Source organism: Stutzerimonas stutzeri (assembly GCF_002890915.1).
In the GTDB taxonomy this organism is placed as follows: Bacteria; Pseudomonadota; Gammaproteobacteria; order Pseudomonadales; family Pseudomonadaceae; genus Stutzerimonas; species Stutzerimonas stutzeri_AF.
Genome location: NZ_POUT01000001.1, coordinates 448,944 through 465,369, shown reverse-complemented (window position 1 = coordinate 465,369; position 16,426 = coordinate 448,944). Strand labels below are relative to the sequence as shown.

Genomic DNA, 16,426 nt, shown 5'->3' with positions numbered 1-16,426 from the left:
GAATCAATGAGTTGTGACTTGGCACCCAATTTGCTCAACAGGTTTCAGGAAGGGGATCGGTAATGGCGATAGATTCAGATTACGTAAAACAGATGTCGACGCAGCTGGCGACCTATGAAGTTCAGTCTTCGCTGGACCGGCTCAATCGCAACGAGAGCAACTACCAGGCCCAGCGCGATGCGCTGAGCAAGTTGCGCACGTCGCTGACGACCTTCAAATCCGCCGTTGCCGGCCTGAAGACCGGCAAGGCGACGATGCTGGTCAACAGCGCCTCGTTCAGCCAGGAGGGCTACGCCACGGCCACGCTCGGCAGCACGGCGCAGCCGGGCAGCTACCAGTTCTATGTCGAACAGCTGGCCAGCAAGCAGCAGGTCGCCGTGCAGGGGCTGGTCGATGGCAGCCTGAGCGGAACCCTGACCCTCAAGGGTCAGGATTTCGACCTCGGCGGCTATGCCACCCTCGACGAGGCGGCCAAGGCCATCAATGCGGCCGAGCTGGGCGTGCAGGCGACGCTGGTGCGCAGCAACGGCGAGGTCAGCCTGGTACTGACCAGCGCCGAAAGCGGCGTGGCCAACGCCTTCAGCCTGGCCCTGAGCGGCAATGCCAGCGCCAGCACGACCACCCTTTCCGAGGCCGCGGATGCGCGAATTCGCATGGGCGGCAGCTACGGCGCCGGCGGCATCGAGCTGACCAGTTCCAGCAACACCTTCGCCAACGTCATCGACGGCGTCAGCCTGTCGGTCAGCAAGCTCCACAGCGCCGGTGACGCGCCCCTGACGCTCACCATCGGCCAGGACCAGAGCGCGACCAAGGCCAAGGCGCAGAGCTTCGTCGATGCGTTCAACGCGCTGATGACCAGCTTCGACTCGCTGACTGCCAGCGGCACGGAAAGCAGCGCGCGCGGCACCCTGGCCGGCGACGCCAGCGTGCGCAGCATCGAGAGCCGGCTGAATGCGCTGCTGCGTACCGATTTCGGCGGCACCAACCTGATCAACTTCGGCATCAGCGCCGATCGCAACGGCAAGCTGACCATCGACAGCGCCCGTTTCGAGGCGGCGGTGGCCAACGATCCGGAAGGGTTCGAGGCGCTGTTCACCGGCAAGGACAACCTGCTCGACAGCCTCGACAAGACCGTCGCCGGTTACACCAGCAGCACCAACGGCACGCTGAAGAGCCGCCTGGACACGCTGGACATGAACCTGCGGCGCGTCGACGAGCAGTTCGAGAACCTGCAGCAGCAGTACGACACCTACTACGCCCGCTATCTCAAGCAGTTCACCTCCATGATGCAGACCATGCAGAGCATGGAGCAGACCTACGGATTGTTCGGATGACCTACCTGCCCAACGACAGTTACGACAGCTACCGCGCGGTGGACCTGGAAGCCCGCGCGGCGTCCGCATCCCCCTACGAGCTGGTGCTGGTGCTGATGGATGGCCTGCTCGACGAGCTGTCCCGCGCCCGTGGCCATATCGAGCACAAGCGCTATCAGCAGAAGGGCGCTTCGCTGGAGAAGTGCATGAACATCCTCAACGGCCTCAACGGCGCGCTCGACGAAGAGGCCGGCGGCGAGGTCGTGCAGGGGCTGGCGCGGCTCTACGAATACTGCATCTACCGGCTCTCCGATGTCAGCGTGACGCTGTCGCTGGAGGGCCTGGACGAAGTGGTCAACCTGCTCGGCGTGCTGCGTGAGGGCTGGGAGGGCGTCAGTGCCGCGCGCAAGTGATGCCGGGCGCCTGCAGGCGCTGCATGCCGGCCTGCAACGGGCGCTGCAGGCCGGCGACTGGCGGGCTGTCGGCGAGGTCGACCGGGCCATTCGGGCCTGCCTGGAGGCCCTGCCGGCGAGCGCGGCGCTGGATGAGCCGGCGCAGGCCGCCAGGCAGCGGCTCAAGCGTCTGCACGGCGAAGCCCTGAAGGCCTGTGGCGAGGAGTGCGAGCGCTTGCGCCTGCTGCTGGTGAACCATCTCGATTACGCCGAAGGGCGGGCGGCCTACCAGCGGACCGAGATGCTCCAGATGGGGGATCCGGCATGATCCGTTCTATTGCGGCCATGGGCGGCAACGCCGCCGTGGAAGCTTCCGGCCAGCCGGCCGTGGTGCGCCCCGCCGCGCTGGACGGACGGCTGGCAGGCGAGCGCAGCGCCAGTGCCGGGTTGCCGGTGGGGTTCCGCGAGCGCCTGCTGCGGGTGGGTGGCGAGCTCGACATAGCGCCGGTGGCGTTACAATCGGCGATGCCCCTGGAGCCGTTGCCGTCCGTGCAGGCGAACGCCCAGCCGGCTGCCGAGCGCTCCTCCGGGCAGGACGAAAGCGCGCAGGAGCTGACTGCCGAGCAGTGGCTATTCGGCATGCTCGATCAGCAACAGGCGGTGGTGCAGGCGCGCGACCTGGCCGCGGCGCAGCCGGGGCAGGTTGCGCAAGCGGCATCGCCGAGCCCGTCGGGCGAAGTCTTCGTCGATCGGCAGCAAAGGGCGCTGGCGACGCTGGAAACCCTCCTGGCCGGCCAGCGCGGCGAGAGGCCGCCGCTGGCGGGCGATTCCGGCGTCATCGCGGCGTCCCGCTCGTCGACGCCCGATATGCCCGGCGCACTGCCGGTCCCGACCGAGGCACTGGCCGGTGCCCTGGGCCCAGCCGGCGAAACGTCATCCGCCGCACAGGCGGAGCGCCTGCTCGCCGCGCTCGATCCGAACGCGGATCCCGAGCCCCTGGCCATGAGCGGTGAGCGCACGGTGCCGCCGCAGGGAATGGAGCACTCGCTCAAGCTGCACGCCCCGCAAGCCAAGTGGGGCGAGCAGATGCTGCAGGCACTGCGCGAGCACGTCGAGCTGCAGCTGCAGCAGCGGCAGCAGAGCGCCAGTATCCGCTTGGACCCGCCGGAGCTGGGCAGTCTGGAAATCCACCTCAGCCACGAGTCCGGGCGCCTCACCGTGCAGCTCAGCGCCGCCCACGCCGACGTCGCGCGCCTGCTGCAGCAGACCAGCGACCGCCTGCGCCAGGAGCTGGTGGGGCAGCACTTCGTACAGGTCAACGTGCAGGTGGCCGCCGACGGGCAATCGGGCCAGCAAGGCCAGGCGCGCCAGCGGATGCCGGCCGGCGAGGAGCCGGTGGCGGCCAACGGGCCGGCGGAAGACACCGCACAGGATACCGAGCGCTCCGGCAGTCGCGCCCGCGACGTGCTGGTCACGGTTTGATCGGATCAACGCTAATTACTGGATTGTGAATTTGCCATGTCGACGTCTCGTCTCGTTCTCCTGATGCTGCTGCTCAATGTGGTCACCGTCGCCGGTGGCGTCGGTGTCAGTTACTGGCTGCTCAAGCCCGGGCTGGAACAGGCCGCGGGGGCGGGCCAGGCAACGGCCGAGCCGCTGGCGCCGGTGGAATACGAGTTCTATCCGGTGCCGAAGGTCATCGTCAGCCTGCGCGGCGAAGGTCGCGAGCACTACTTCGTGCTGGACCTGGCGCTGCAGGCCGAAGCTTCGGACGAGCCGAAGAACTTCGCCCAGGCCGAACCGCTGGTGCGCAATTCGGTGGTCAGCTACCTCTCCGGACTCAGCTTCGACGAGCTGCGCTCGCTGCCGATCGGCGACCTGCAGGCACGCCTGGAAACCGCGCTGTTCGCCGACTTCGCCAGCAAGAATGCGCTCGCGCCGTTCAAGCACGTGCTGGTCAGCAAGCTGATCGTTCAGTAAGGCCAGCCGCCATGAGCGCCACCTGCCCCATCGACTGCTACGGCGCCACCCCGGCCGGCCATGCGCTGTTCGCGCCGGGCGCCGAGCAGCGCTGGCTGATGCAGTACCTGCCGCTGGTCAAGCGCATCGTCCGCCAGCTGTCGCTGCAGACGAACCAGGTGCTCGACCGCGAGGACATGGAGCAGATCGGCATGATCGGCCTGCTCGAGGGCCTGCGCCGCTATGGCGAGCCGGACGAGCAGTTCGGCCGCTTCGCCGCGCTGCGCATCCGCGGCGCCATTCTCGACGAGCTGCGCCGCCAGGATTGGCGCCCGCGGCAGGTGCGCCAGCAGGTGCACAAGGTGCGCGACGCCATTCGCGAGCTGTCGCGGCGGCTGGGCCATGCGCCCAGCGACGAGGAGATCAAGGCCTTCACCGGCCTCGACGAGAAGGATTACCAGGCCTTCCTCTGGGCCGATTCGTCCGAGGCCATCGAGAGCCTCGACGAACTGCTGCAGAGCGGCCATGAGCAGTTCCCGGATGCGGCCGAGCTGTTCGAGGAGCGCCTGCTCAAGGAGCGGCTCCTGGAACAGGCGCTGGCCCGGCTGGACGAGCGCGAGCGGCTGGTGCTGACGCTCTACTACCAGCACGAGTTGAGCCTCAAGGAAATCGCCCTGGTGCTGGAGGTCAGCGATGCCAGGGTCTGTCAGTTGAGCAAACAGGCGATCGGCAAGGCCTGTCGCTTTCTGGGGTCGGTAGATCCTTAACCGAGAGAAGCCAGTAACGTCATGCAGAAAGTATTAGGTGCATTCATCATCATCGGCTGCGTGCTGGGCGGCTACGCCATGGCCAACGGCAACATGCGGGTGCTCTGGCAGCCGGCCGAAGTGGTGGTCATCCTGGGCGCCGCGATCGGCAGCCTGGTGGTCGGCAACCCCAAGGAAGTGCTGGTGGAGATGCTCTCGCAGATCCGCGGCGTGTTCATCTACCAGCGCCGTGGCGAGGAATTCCAGCGCCAGTTGCTGATGCTGCTCTACGAGCTGCTGGAGATGGTCGATGTAGGCGGCCTCAAGGTGCTCGATTCGCACATCGAGGAGCCGGAGCAAAGCGACCTGTTCGCGCGCTACCCGCTGATCCTCACGGAGAAGAACCTGATGGCGTTCATCGCCGACAACTTCCGCCTGATGGCCATGGGCAAGATCAGCGCCCATGAACTCGAGGGCTTCCTCGAACAGGAGCTGGAGGCCATGGAGCACGCGCTGCTGCAACCGTCGCGCTCGCTGTTCAAGATCGGCGAGGCGATGCCGGGCTTCGGCATCCTCGCGGCGATCATGGGCATCATCATCACCATGGGCAGCATCGGCGGCAGCGTCGCCGAGATCGGCGCCCACGTCGCCGCGGCGCTGGTCGGCACCTTCCTCGGCATCTTCTTCTGCTACTGCCTGATGGAGCCGCTGTCCAACGCCATGGGCCAGCGGGTCAAGACCGAGCTGTCGGCGCTGGAATGCGTGCGCACCACGCTGGTCGCGCACCTGGCCGGCAAGCCGACGCTGCTGGCGGTCGACGCCGGCCGCAAGCTGATCGAACAGGACGTCAAGCCCGCCTTCCGCCAGCTCGAGGTCTGGGTCAACCAGTACGAGGAAGAAAGGGACGCGGCATGAGGAGCCGGGGCAAGGGTAAAGGCGGCGAAGAGCACGAGATCATCGTCCGGCGCCGCTCCAAGAAAGGCCATGAGGACGAGCACGGCGGCGCCTGGAAAGTGGCGTTCGCCGACTTCACCCTGGCGATGATGGCGCTGTTCATGGTGCTGTGGATCATCCAGCCGCAGATGAACCTGACTAACCCGGCCTTCGGCGAGCAGGAGAGCAACCCGCTGGTCGACGGCGGCGCCGGCATCTTCGACGGCACCAGCACCTCGCCGCTGGAGCTGGACGGCGTGCCGGTCCGCCCGCCGCAGGCCGATCCGCAGCCACGCGAGCGGGCCGACCGGGAGCCGGCCGATGGCAGCCGCCATTACGGTTCCAGCGCCGAGCTGCAGGCGCTGGCCGAGCTGATGAAGGAAGTGGCCAGCGAGGTCGATGCCCTGGCCAATGTCGAGGTGGACGTGGTGCCCCAGGGGCTGCGCATCCTGATCAAGGACGACCAGCAACGCTTCATGTTCCAGCGTGGCAGCGCGATCCTCAATCCGCACTTCGAGCGCCTGCTCGGTGTGCTCGCCGGCGTGCTGAGCAAGGTCGAGAACAAGCTGATCATCAGCGGCCATACCGACGCCACGCCCTACCGGCTGCAGGCCGGCTACAACAACTGGAACCTGTCTGGCGACCGTGCCCTGCGTGCGCGCAACGTGCTGGTGGAGGCCGGGCTGCCCGCGCGCTCGGTGCTGCAGGTGACCGCCCAGGCCGACGTCATGCCGCTGCGGCCGGACGATCCCGAGAACGGCGCCAACCGGCGCGTGGAAATCCTGCTGCTGACCGATACGGCCCAACAGCTGTATCAGGAGCTGTTCGGCGACAGCTACGGCAAGGTGCGCTTTTCCGAGAGCGGTGCGCAGTACAGCGAGCCGGGCAAGGCGGGAATTTGAGGCGCGCCAGGGAGCGCGTCCGTCGTAGGAGCCGGCTTGCTGGCGATGCTTCTGCTGCGGCTACGGATCGCCAGCCAACTGGCGCCGGCAAAACCTTCTCGAGATCCTAGAGGGTTTCGCTGTGCTGCTCGGCGCAGTAGACCTGCTGGGTCTCCACCCCGTAAAGGCAGGCGCCGACCTGCTCCAGGGTGATGCGTGCGCCCTTGTGCTTGCCGTAGAACAGGTTGAAGATCAGCTCGTCGTCGAGGTCGCTCGCCGCGGCGAGGCCGCTGATCTCGCCATCCTCCACCACCAGCCGGGCACGGCCGAGGAAATCGCTTTCCACCCTTCCGGAGGCCTCGACGATGGCCGGCGCGTTGCGGGTCATCGAGTAGAAGCGACCGTCGCTGAACACCAGGCTCTGGTTGACCTGCACCAACTGGCCATTGCTTAGCAGCACCTGGCCGCTGGAGGCATAGCGGCCATCGAGCTGGGTCGAGAAGTTGCTGGTCGTGCCCATGGCGACGAATGCCCAAAGCGTCAGCGCCGAGGGCACCATCACCCGCAGCAGACGCTTGCTGGCAGCTCCGGTTTCGGTATGGATACTCATTGCAGGCACCCTTGCAGTGTTTCGTTGGGAATGGCGTTCAACTGGCTCTTGTGCACCTTCAGCCAGTTGATCCGGCCGTCTTTGTGCAGGCACCTTATTTCATAGAATCCAGGTGACATATTGACGATCAGCCGGCCCGGACGCTTGCTCAGGCCGGCGATGCTGGCCATCAGCAGGCGGGTTTCCATCATCATGCGGTCGAGCATCCGCTGGCTCTTCTCGACATACAGCACTTCCAGCTGGCCGATCGTCTGGGTATGCGTCAGCGAGCCCTTGGGGGCGTAGAGGAAGCGGTAGCCCAGGGTCGCCACGGCCAGCAGGAGCATCATGGTCGTACCGAGCAGCAGCGGCGACAGCCAGGGCGAGCGGGGCGTTGCCGCAGCTACAGGTGCTGTGCTAGCCGGTTCGTCGCGCGGCGGCGCGAGCGGGGCGGTATCCGGGACACTGGGCGTGGCGAGGTAATGCGGGTTGAACAGGTAGCCGCGCCGCGGCAGCGTCTGGATGATCTGGTTGGCATCGTCGAACAGCACCTGGCGCAGGGTGTAGATCTGCTGGTTGAGGCTGCCCTGGCTGACGACCCGGTTTTCCCAGGCATGACGCAGCAGTTCCTCGCGCGATACCACCTCGCCGGGGGTCTGCAACAGGCGCTCCAGCACCCGGATACCGGAAAAACCCAGGTCGATCTGCTCTTCGCCGGTACCGGAGCACAGCAGTAGCTGGTAGAGGCGCGGGTCGAAGCGTGCGAGACACGCTTCACGCCCGGTCTTCAGGGTCGTGCAGACGTTGGCATCGGTGGCCTTCCTGGTCAGAGATGTGGTCATGGCGCCCTGAAAGCGTGAAGAGTGTGAACTGGGACAAAGGTTTACCGTGAACTGGTCGGCGGTATATTGGCGCCGTTTTTTTGAACTTACAAGGAACCAAACGAAGAATTGGTTGTCGCCAATGATGGCTATATGACATCATTGGCGATCCCGATGAAGCCCTCCGGTTTGCCCGTATTCCCCTGCAGGGCCCGGAAAGTCTGCGCTTGGGCATATGCTGTAATGGCAAAAGGCCCCTACGCAATGGGTGGCAGCCATTGGTCGGATGGACAAGCCTGCCGAGCATGCAAACGAAAAAGCTGTGCCCTGATTAATCCGTTGCAATGGCAACGGGCCAAAAAACGGCCTGTAGGAGCCGGCTTGCCGGCGATGCTTTGCCTGTGAGGAGGATCGCCAGCAAGCTGGCTCCTACTAAGCGTTTCAGTGCCACGCATAGCAAACGAAAACGCCCCGAACCAGTCGGGGCGTTTTCGTTCGTACAGCACTGGATCGGCCATGCGCAGGCCGATCCGGCGTGGGGCATCAGCCCAGCAGGGACATGACCATGCCCGGCATCTGGCCGGCTTGCTTGAGCATGGAGATGCCGGACTGCAGCAGCATGCTGTTCTTGGTCATGGTGGCGCTTTCCGCAGCGAAGTCGGCATCCATGATGCGACCCTTGGCCATCTCGGTGTTGTCCTTCATGTTGGCCAGGTTGTTGTTGGTGTGGTTCAGGCGGTTGATGTTGGCGCCGAACTGCGCGCGCAGAGCGCCCACGTCATCGAGAATGCCTTCGATCGAAGTCATCGCCGCCGCTGCGTTCGCCGCGGTATCCAGACCCGCCAGGCCAGGGATGGTGGTACCGATGGCGGTAGAAAGCGCTCCGACTTCAGTGGCGACATCCAGCGTCAGTTGTTCGGCGGCGCTGGAGCCGATCTGCAGGACCACGTCAGCAACGAACTTCCCATCAGTGTCCTTGAACAGCTCTTCGCCGGCGTATTTGGTGTTGTCGAAAATGTTCGACAGTTCGGCGGTCAGCTCATCGAATTCGGATTTCAGCGCAGTGCGGTCGTCGGCGCTATTGGTATCGTTCGCTGCCTGAGTCGCGAGATCCTTCATGCGCTGCAGGATGTCGGTCATTTCGTTCAGCGCGCCTTCCGCGGTCTGCAGCAGGGAAACGCCGTCATTCACGTTGCGCATGGCCACGCCCATGCCGCGGCTCTGGGCATTCAGGCGGGTGGCGATCTGCAGGCCGGCGGCGTCGTCGGCGGCGCTGTTGATGCGCAGGCCGGTGCCCAGGCGCTGCTGGTTGGTGCCCAGGGCGTTGTTGGTCTTGCTCAGGTTGGTCTGGGTAACCAGCGAGGAGTAGTTGGTATGAATGGACAGGGCCATGATGGATTCCTTCGTGCTAAGTGGGCTGTAGGAGCTGGCTTGACTGCCTGCTGAAGGGGTAAGGCGACAGCCCTGTTCGAAGGATTAAATCCTGGCGTCAAAATTTTTGGCTCTGCCCAATAGCGTGTTGCTCGAAGTGTCGAGGTGTTCTGAGCGTCCGTAGGAGCGGGCCGTGCCCGCGAATATTCCGGCGCGCAAAGCTTCGCGGGCATGGCCCGCTCCTACAGGGGTGCGTCTATCCGCAACGGCCCACTCGGACAGATCCAATTTTTTGGTGATTGATCGGAGCTGGAAGCTGCGGTTGTTTCAGCCCTCACCCATACAGAATCCGTGACCTCGCGCCTGGCGGCTCTTGTAGGCGCGCCCTCGCGGCGATGCGGGCCGCAGGCTCGCCTGACGGGCTTAAAAAACTCGCGCCGAGGGCGGCCCTCCCACAAAGGCAAAAGCAAAGCCGGCCAGGGGTACCCGTGCACCGGGCATGCTAGAAGGTGCTGGTCACCACCCCTTCCTCTACTACCTGGGCATCGATCACCTTGCCGCTGCGCACGTTGCGCACGCGGATCACCTCGCCCGGCTGGCCGTCGGCCAGCGCCTCGCCGGAGGTGGAGGCTTCGATACCGTCCTGGCTGGCGACGATCTTCACCGGCTGGCCGCGGCGGACCGCCAAAGGTTGCGCCAGCAGCGACGGCGTCAGCGTCTGCCCGGCACGGATGCGCCGCTTGGCAGCCATGCCCTGCACGTCTTCCAGGCGATGGAAATAGCCGCGCTGGGCCTTGCCGATATTGATCGGTTCGAGCCTGAGGTCGTCGCGCCCGAGCGTCTGCCCGCGTTCGATGATGCCCTGGGCATGCACCGCCGGTAGCCAGACGCTGGCCTGGCTGGTCAGTTCCAGCGTCCAGCCGTTGGCCTGCGGGCAGCTGATCGTCAGCCGCTGGCGATCGAGCAGCGACGGGCTGCCGCCCATATCACGAACCTGCAGCGGCTGGTCGCAGCGGGGCAATCGCGTGGCGCTGGCCGGCAGGCTGGTGTCGTGGCTCAGGCGTGCGTCCTGCCAACCCTGGCGTTTCGCTTCGCGCTGCAGCGCCGCATTCAGGTGTCGCTCTACGGCTTGATGTATCTGCCGGTCGGCGCCGCCCTGCGCCCAGGCCAGCGCCGGCAGCAACAACAGGGTGGTCGCCCAGGCGGAAGTGCGTTTTCCGCTTCGTTCGCCATGTCGCCCGCAATGCGGAAGCAGAGCGTTGTGAAGGCATCGCTGCCTTGCTTTTTTATTCAATGAAAACAATAGGTTACCTATGTTTTGGCGGGCCGGCACGAATGCTGCAGAAGCGAACTTCGGTTTGATCACACCGCTTATGCTTCAAGGGTATCGGCGAATGAGTATACGGATTGAAGACGCACTCGGCGTTCACGAACGCGCGCTGGGCTTGCGCATGCAGCGCAGCGAGATCCTCGCGGCGAACCTGGCCAACGAAGACACCCCGGGCTTCCAGGCCCGCGACATCGACTTCGGCGCCGAGATGCAGCGCCTGGACGATGGCGCCTCGTCGCGCCTGAGCATCGCCGGCAGCGATCCGCGCATGCTCTATCGCGTACCGACCCAGGCTTCGCAGGACGGCAACACCGTCGAGCTGTCGGTCGAGCAGGCCCAGTTCTCGCGCAACTCCATGGATTTCCAGACCAGCCTGACCTTCCTGACCATGAAATTCCGTGGCCTGAAGCAGGCCATCGAGGGCCGCTGATGTCATTCGATTCCATCTACCGCATCGCCGGTTCGTCGATGAACGCGCAAACCGTGCGGCTGAACACCGTGGCCAGCAACCTGGCCAACACCGACTCGGCGGCGGCCAACCCGGCGGACGTCTACCAGGCGCGCAAACCGATGTTCGCCGCGGTGTACGAGAACAACTCGCTGACCCGCGGCGTCGGTCTGGGCGGCGCCCATGTGCAGGTGCTCGACGTGGTCACCTCCGGGGCGGAACCCAAGCGCCGCTACGAGCCGGGCAATCCGCTGGCCGACGGCGAGGGCTACGTCTACTACCCCGACATCAACGAGATCGAGGAGATGACCGACATGATGTCGGCCACCCGCAGCTTCGAGACCGGTGTCGAGGTGCTCAACCGCGTCAAGAGCATGCAGCAGAGCCTGCTGCGCCTGGGAGAAGTCTGATGAGTAGCGTCAATTCCGCGCTGGACAGCAGCCTGGCCGGCAACTCCATCGATCAGGTCACGCGCGCCGTCAACGTCAGCGACGCCACCACCATGGAGAACAACTTCATCGAGTTGATGGTCGCGCAGATCAAGTATCAGGACCCGACCAAGCCGGTCGACAGCACCGAGTTCCTCAACCAGTTCTCGGCGATGTCCCAGGTCAAGAGCATGGAGAACATGACCAGCCTGGCGCAGAACAACCTGGTGCTGATGGACAACCTGCAGACGCTGACCGCCGCCGGCCTGGTCGGCCAGCAGGTGCGGGTGGCGGTGGACAGCCTGCAGCTGGGCAAGCAGCCGCTGCAGGGACAGTTCAATCTGGAGCACGCCTCCAACCGTACCGCGGTGGTATTGACCGATTCCAACGGCCTGAAGACCACCCTCGAACTCGGCGCCCGTGCGCCCGGCCAGGTGGCGTTCGACATCGATCCAGAGCAGCTGGGTCTGCCGGCCGGCCAGTACAGCGTGGTGATCGAGTCGGACAACGGCGAGTACCCGCAGGTGGAAGTCGCCGGTCTGGTCGGCAACGTGCGCGTCAGCGCCGAAGGCCCGGTGCTGCAGATCGACGGCGTCGGCTCGGTGCCGTTCTACAACATTCTCGAGTTCGGTGCCGGCCGCGCCTGAGTGCCGCAGCCAGCCACCGAGCCTCCATCCAGCAGAGTCGAGACGCAACCATGAGCTTCAATATCGCCCTGACCGGCCTGTCCGCCGTCAACGAGCAACTCAACACCATCGGCAACAACATCGCCAACTCCGGCACGGTGGGCTTCAAGTCCTCGCGCACCGATTTCGGCAGCCTCTACGCCGAGACCCAGGCCATGGGCGTGGAAGTGATCGGCACCACCCAAAGCATCAGCCAGGGCGGCGCGCTGACCACCACCAACCGCACCCTGGACCTGGCCATTTCCGGCGGCGGCTTCTTCGTCACCCGCGCCAGCAACGGCGACGTCGGCTATACCCGTGCCGGCATCTTCGGCACCGACAAGGACAGCTACATCACCAACAGCCTCGGCCAGCGCCTGCAGGGCTACCCGGCCGATGCCACCGGCAACCTGCAGACCGGCACCGTCGGTGACCTGCAGCTGCGTTCCGGCGGCATCCCGGCCCGCGCCACCGACGCGCTGAGCTTCGTCGCCAACCTGGACGCCAACCAGGAAGTCCCGACCGTGGCCTTCGACCCGCAGGCGGCGGACAGCTACAACTCCACCTACACCACCAAGCTGTACGACTCCCAGGGCAAGGAACACACCCTGACCCAGTACTTCGTCAAGACCGGCGACAACAGCTGGAATGCGCATTACTACGTCGACGGTACCGCCCTCGCTGGCGCCCCGCAGGCACTCACGTTCGACAGCGCCGGCGTGCTCGCCGCGCCGATCGGCAGCGTCGCCCTGGCCGCTCCGCTGGCCGGTGGCGTGGCACCCCTGGCCATCCAGCTCGACTATAGCGGCACCAGCCAGTACGGCTCCGAATTCAGCGTCACCAACAACCGCGCCACCGGCTACGCGGCGGGCGAGCAGACCGGCATGAGCGTGGAGAAGGACGGCAAGGTCTACGCCACCTACTCCAATGGCGAACGCATGCTCCAGGGGCAGGTGGTGCTGGCCAGCTTCGTCAACGCCGAAGGCCTGAAGAACATCAGCGGTACTGCCTGGACCGAAACCGCTGCCTCCGGCGCGGCGATGCTCGGCGCCCCGGGCGTCGGCCAGTACGGCACCCTGGCTTCCGGCGCGCTGGAGAGCTCCAACGTCGACCTCACGCAGCAGCTGGTAGGCCTGATGGAAGGCCAGCGTAACTACCAGGCCAACACCCAGGTCATTTCCACCAACAAGGACCTGACCCAGGCCCTGTTCAACGCTATCTGAGGCTGACCCATGGACCGCTTGGGATACACCGCGATGACGGCCGCCAGCCGTACGATGATGTCGCTGCAGGTGCGCTCGAACAACCTGGCCAACGTCAACACGCCCGGCTTTCGCGCCGACCTCGAACGCGCCCAGGCCGTGGCGGTGGAAGGCTACGGTTACGACAGCCGGCACATGGCGCTGATCGAGAACAACGGCGTCAGCCTGGCTGCCGGACCGATGGTGGCCACCGGTCGCGAGCTGGACTTCGCGGTCAAGGGCAACGGCCTGATCGTGCTGCAGGACGGCGAGGGCGAGGCCTACACCCGCCAGGGCAGCATGCAGGTGGACGCCGAAGGCCGCCTGACACTCAACGGTCGTGCGGTCCTCGGCGAGGGTGGCCCCATCGTCCTGCCCGAGTACGACCGCATGGAGATCGGCAACGACGGCACCGTGTCGATCATGGCGCCCGGCGACTGGATGATGGCTGAGGTCGATCGCATCCGTCTGGTGGACGTGCCGGCGGCCAATCTGATGAAGAACCAGGCCGGCCTGCTGGTGACCCGCGACGGCGAGCCGGCGCAGCCCAGCGAGGACGTGCGGCTGGCCAGCGGCTTCCTCGAGTCGAGCAACGTCTCGGCGATCGACGAGCTGGCCTCGACCATGAGCCTGAACCGCCTGTTCGAAACCCAGGTGAAGATGATGAAAGCCGCCGAGGACCTCTCCGACGCCGGCAACCGAATGATCCGCGGCAGCTGATCGGGAGATAACGCATGAATTCCGCACTTTGGGTCAGCAAGACTGGCCTGGCCGCCCAGGACAAGGCCATGTCCACCGTCGCCAACAACCTGGCCAACGTCAACACCAACGGCTTCAAGAGCGACCGCGCGGTGTTCGAGGACCTGTTCTACGTCATCGAGAAGCAGCCGGGCGCCCAGGCCGACGAGATCAACACCGTGCCGTCCGGCATCCAGCTGGGCAGCGGCGTGCGTGTCGCCGGCACGCAGAAGGTGTTCACCGAGGGCAGCATCCAGACCACTGGCCAGCCGATGGATCTGGCCATCGTCGGCCGCGGCTTCTTCCAGGTCGAGGCGCCCAACGGCGACATCTTCTACACCGAGAACGGCCAGTTCCAGCTCAACGCCGAAGGCATGATGGTCAACGCCCAGGGCCTGCCGCTGAATCCCGCCATCGAAGTGCCCGAAGGCAGCACCGGCTTTACCGTCGGCAGCGACGGCATCGTCACCGCCGTGCTGGCCGGCGATACCCTGCCGTCCGAGCTGGGGCAGATCACCCTGGTCAACTTCACCAACCCCGGCGGGCTGGAAGCGCTGGGCGGCAACCTGTACCGCGAAACCGTCGCCAGCGGCGAGCCGGTGGAAGGCGTGCCGGGCGAGGAAGGCCTCGGCCAGCTCAAGCAGGGCGTGCTGGAAGGCTCCAACGTGCAGGTGGTGGAAGCCATGGTGGCGATGATCGCCATCCAGCGCGCCTACGAGGCCAACGCCAAGGTCCTCGACGCTGCCAGCGGCATGCAGCAGTTCCTCAACCAGACCGTGTGATGCCGATGAAGCCGATCGCCCTCCTGCTCGCCGCGCTACTGCTCGGTGGCTGCGCCAGCTTCGACGAGCTGCTGCCGGACGAGGATTCCAGCGAGTACGAGCCGCTGGAGCTCGACTACAGCCTGCCGCCGACCACCGGCGGCGGCCTGTTCCGCTCCGGCTACGGCGGCTCGCTGGTGAGCGACAAGCGCGCGGTGCGGGTCGGCGACATCCTCACCATCGTGCTGGACGAATCGACCCAGTCGAGCAAGAGCGCCGGCACCAGCTTCGGCAAGCAGTCCAGCATCGGCGTCGGCGTGCCCACCGTGCTCGGCAAGACCTACCCGGACGTCGAAACCGCGGCTTCGGCGGAGCGCGACTTCAGCGGCTCGGCCAAGAGTTCGCAGCAGAACACCCTGCGCGGCTCGATCGCCGTCACCGTGCACCGCGTGTTGCCCAACGGCACGCTGCTGGTCAAGGGCGAGAAGGCGCTGCGGCTGAACCAGGGCGACGAGTACATCCGCCTCGCCGGCCTGGTGCGCATGGACGACATCAACCGCTTCAACCAGGTGTCGTCGCAGAACGTCGCCAACGCACGCATCTCCTACGCCGGCCGCGGCGTGCTCAACGACAGCAACTCGGCCGGCTGGCTGACGCGCTTCTTCGCCCACCCGCTGTTCCCCCTTTAAGTGGAAGTTTTTCCGATGCGTGTGAAGCTGTTTCTCGCCGCCGTCGCGCTGTGCTGGCAACTGCCGGCGCAGGCCGTGCCGCTGATGGATCTGGTGGATATCGAGGGCATCCGCGGCAACCAGCTGATCGGTTATGGCCTGGTGGTCGGACTCGATGGCACCGGTGACAAGAACCAGGTGAAGTTCACCAGCCACTCGGTGGCCAACATGATCAAGCAGTTCGGCATCAACCTGCCGCCGAACGTCGACCCGAAGCTGAAGAACGTCGCCGCAGTGACCGTCACCGCCACGGTGCCGCCGTCCTACAGTCCGGGGCAGAGCGTCGACGTCACCGTGTCCTCGCTGGGCGACGCCAAGAGCCTGCGCGGCGGCCAGCTGCTGATGACCCCGCTGCAGGGTGTCGACGGCGAGGTCTATGCCGTGGCCCAGGGCGCGCTGGTGGTCGGCGGGGTGAATGCCGAGGGCGCCAGCGGTTCCAAGGTGGCGATCAACACCTCCAACAGCGGGCTGATCCCCAATGGCGCGACGGTGGAGCGGATGATTCCCACCGACTTCAGCGAGCGCCCGGAGGTGATGCTCAACGTCCGGCAGCCGAGCTTCCAGACCGTCACCCGCGTGGTCGATGCGGTCGATGGCTACTTCGGCAAGGGCACCGCCACCGCGCTCAATGCCACCAAGGTGTCGATTCGCGCGCCGGTCACCAGCACCCAGCGCATGAGCTTCATGGCGATGCTCGAACGTCTGGACGTGGAAGAAGGTCGCGTGCGGCCGAAGGTGGTGTTCAACAGCCGCACCGGTACCGTGGTGGTCGGCGAGGGCGTGCGCGTGAAGGCGGCCGCGGTGGCCCATGGCTCGCTCACCGTGACCATCAGCGAGCGGCCCCAGGTCAGCCAGCCCGGCCCCTTCTCCCAGGGTCAGACCGCCGTGGTGCCGCAATCGGACGTGTCGGTCGAACAGGATCGCAAGGCCATGTTCAAGTGGCCGGAAGGCGCCAGCCTGGAAAGCATCATCAACACCATCAACAGCCTGGGCGCGACTCCGGATGACGTGATGAGCATCCTCCAGTCGCTGGAACGTGCCGGCGCACTGAACGCCGAACTGATCGTGATGTAAGGCCGCCC

General features: G+C 65.6%; 20 protein-coding genes. 16 read left to right on the top strand and 4 right to left on the bottom strand.

Annotated elements, in window-relative coordinates; genetic code table 11:
- Window positions 1–62: 62 nt before the first annotated feature.
- Genes fliD through CXK94_RS02155 form a run of 8 tightly spaced genes read left to right on the top strand, consistent with a single transcriptional unit; the run spans window position 63 to window position 6,245 of the window.
- A complete protein-coding gene (fliD, locus tag CXK94_RS02190; protein WP_102893114.1) occupies window positions 63–1,334 on the top strand; it encodes a flagellar filament capping protein FliD in 1,272 nt (423 codons plus the stop codon).
- Window positions 1,331–1,726: a flagellar export chaperone FliS gene (fliS, locus tag CXK94_RS02185; protein ID WP_037042961.1), complete on the top strand. Its 396-nt coding sequence runs from the start codon at window positions 1,331–1,333 to the stop codon at window positions 1,724–1,726. The genes fliD and fliS overlap by 4 nt, the downstream gene beginning before the upstream one ends.
- The gene (locus CXK94_RS02180) at window positions 1,710–2,033 is read left to right on the top strand and encodes a hypothetical protein (protein WP_037042962.1); all 324 of its coding nucleotides are present in this window, start codon (window positions 1,710–1,712) and stop codon (window positions 2,031–2,033) included. The genes fliS and CXK94_RS02180 overlap by 17 nt, the downstream gene beginning before the upstream one ends.
- Window positions 2,030–3,187: a flagellar hook-length control protein FliK gene (locus CXK94_RS02175; RefSeq protein WP_102893113.1), complete on the top strand. Its 1,158-nt coding sequence runs from the start codon at window positions 2,030–2,032 to the stop codon at window positions 3,185–3,187. The genes CXK94_RS02180 and CXK94_RS02175 overlap by 4 nt, the downstream gene beginning before the upstream one ends.
- A gap of 36 nt (window positions 3,188–3,223) precedes the next feature.
- Window positions 3,224–3,685 carry a flagellar basal body-associated FliL family protein gene (locus CXK94_RS02170; protein WP_102893112.1) on the top strand — a complete coding sequence of 154 codons (462 nt, stop codon included), beginning with the start codon at window positions 3,224–3,226 and terminating at the stop codon, window positions 3,683–3,685.
- An 11-nt stretch (window positions 3,686–3,696) separates the two neighbouring features.
- Window positions 3,697–4,431 (top strand): FliA/WhiG family RNA polymerase sigma factor, encoded by a 735-nt coding sequence (locus tag CXK94_RS02165; protein ID WP_037042968.1) that lies wholly within the window; start codon window positions 3,697–3,699, stop codon window positions 4,429–4,431.
- Window positions 4,432–4,452: 21 nt separating this feature from the next.
- Window positions 4,453–5,325 (top strand): flagellar motor stator protein MotA, encoded by an 873-nt coding sequence (motA, locus tag CXK94_RS02160; protein WP_037042970.1) that lies wholly within the window; start codon window positions 4,453–4,455, stop codon window positions 5,323–5,325.
- Entirely contained in the window at window positions 5,322–6,245 is a 924-nt protein-coding gene (locus tag CXK94_RS02155; RefSeq protein ID WP_037042972.1) for an OmpA family protein, read from the top strand. Before motA ends, CXK94_RS02155 begins: the two co-directional genes overlap by 4 nt.
- A 106-nt stretch (window positions 6,246–6,351) precedes the next feature.
- On the opposite strand, the gene CXK94_RS02150 is transcribed toward CXK94_RS02155, so the two are convergent.
- From CXK94_RS02150 to flgA, 4 genes are all read right to left on the bottom strand, one after another.
- On the bottom strand, window positions 6,352–6,834 hold the full coding sequence (locus CXK94_RS02150; RefSeq protein ID WP_037042103.1) for a hypothetical protein: 483 nt from the start codon (window positions 6,832–6,834) through the stop codon (window positions 6,352–6,354).
- Window positions 6,831–7,655, bottom strand: a complete 825-nt coding sequence (locus CXK94_RS02145; RefSeq protein ID WP_102893111.1) for a winged helix-turn-helix domain-containing protein — start codon at window positions 7,653–7,655, stop codon at window positions 6,831–6,833. Before CXK94_RS02145 ends, CXK94_RS02150 begins: the two co-directional genes overlap by 4 nt.
- Before the next feature lie 522 nt (window positions 7,656–8,177).
- A complete protein-coding gene (lafA, locus tag CXK94_RS02140) occupies window positions 8,178–9,026 on the bottom strand; it encodes a lateral flagellin LafA (RefSeq protein ID WP_102893110.1) in 849 nt (282 codons plus the stop codon).
- A gap of 481 nt (window positions 9,027–9,507) precedes the next feature.
- Window positions 9,508–10,299 carry a flagellar basal body P-ring formation chaperone FlgA gene (gene flgA, locus CXK94_RS02135; RefSeq protein ID WP_102893109.1) on the bottom strand — a complete coding sequence of 264 codons (792 nt, stop codon included), beginning with the start codon at window positions 10,297–10,299 and terminating at the stop codon, window positions 9,508–9,510.
- A 100-nt stretch (window positions 10,300–10,399) separates the two neighbouring features.
- Here flgA and flgB point away from each other — a divergent pair, with 100 nt between their 5' ends.
- Genes flgB through CXK94_RS02095 form a run of 8 tightly spaced genes read left to right on the top strand, consistent with a single transcriptional unit; the run spans window position 10,400 to window position 16,418 of the window.
- Window positions 10,400–10,765: a flagellar basal body rod protein FlgB gene (flgB, locus tag CXK94_RS02130; RefSeq protein ID WP_102893108.1), complete on the top strand. Its 366-nt coding sequence runs from the start codon at window positions 10,400–10,402 to the stop codon at window positions 10,763–10,765.
- Window positions 10,765–11,193: a flagellar basal body rod protein FlgC gene (gene flgC, locus CXK94_RS02125; protein ID WP_014595442.1), complete on the top strand. Its 429-nt coding sequence runs from the start codon at window positions 10,765–10,767 to the stop codon at window positions 11,191–11,193. Before flgB ends, flgC begins: the two co-directional genes overlap by 1 nt.
- A complete protein-coding gene (locus CXK94_RS02120) occupies window positions 11,193–11,858 on the top strand; it encodes a flagellar hook capping FlgD N-terminal domain-containing protein (RefSeq protein WP_102893107.1) in 666 nt (221 codons plus the stop codon). The genes flgC and CXK94_RS02120 overlap by 1 nt, the downstream gene beginning before the upstream one ends.
- Window positions 11,859–11,908: 50 nt before the next feature.
- Entirely contained in the window at window positions 11,909–13,099 is a 1,191-nt protein-coding gene (gene flgE / locus CXK94_RS02115) for a flagellar hook protein FlgE (protein ID WP_102893106.1), read from the top strand.
- A gap of 9 nt (window positions 13,100–13,108) precedes the next feature.
- Entirely contained in the window at window positions 13,109–13,837 is a 729-nt protein-coding gene (locus CXK94_RS02110) for a flagellar basal body rod protein FlgF (protein WP_102839273.1), read from the top strand.
- Between the two features lie 14 nt (window positions 13,838–13,851).
- On the top strand, window positions 13,852–14,637 hold the full coding sequence (flgG, locus tag CXK94_RS02105) for a flagellar basal-body rod protein FlgG (RefSeq protein ID WP_102839274.1): 786 nt from the start codon (window positions 13,852–13,854) through the stop codon (window positions 14,635–14,637).
- Window positions 14,637–15,305, top strand: coding sequence for a flagellar basal body L-ring protein FlgH (gene flgH, locus CXK94_RS02100; protein WP_102893105.1), 669 nt, complete (start codon window positions 14,637–14,639; stop codon window positions 15,303–15,305). Before flgG ends, flgH begins: the two co-directional genes overlap by 1 nt.
- 15 nt (window positions 15,306–15,320) lie before the next feature.
- On the top strand, window positions 15,321–16,418 hold the full coding sequence (locus CXK94_RS02095) for a flagellar basal body P-ring protein FlgI (protein ID WP_102893104.1): 1,098 nt from the start codon (window positions 15,321–15,323) through the stop codon (window positions 16,416–16,418).
- Window positions 16,419–16,426 lie beyond the last annotated feature (8 nt).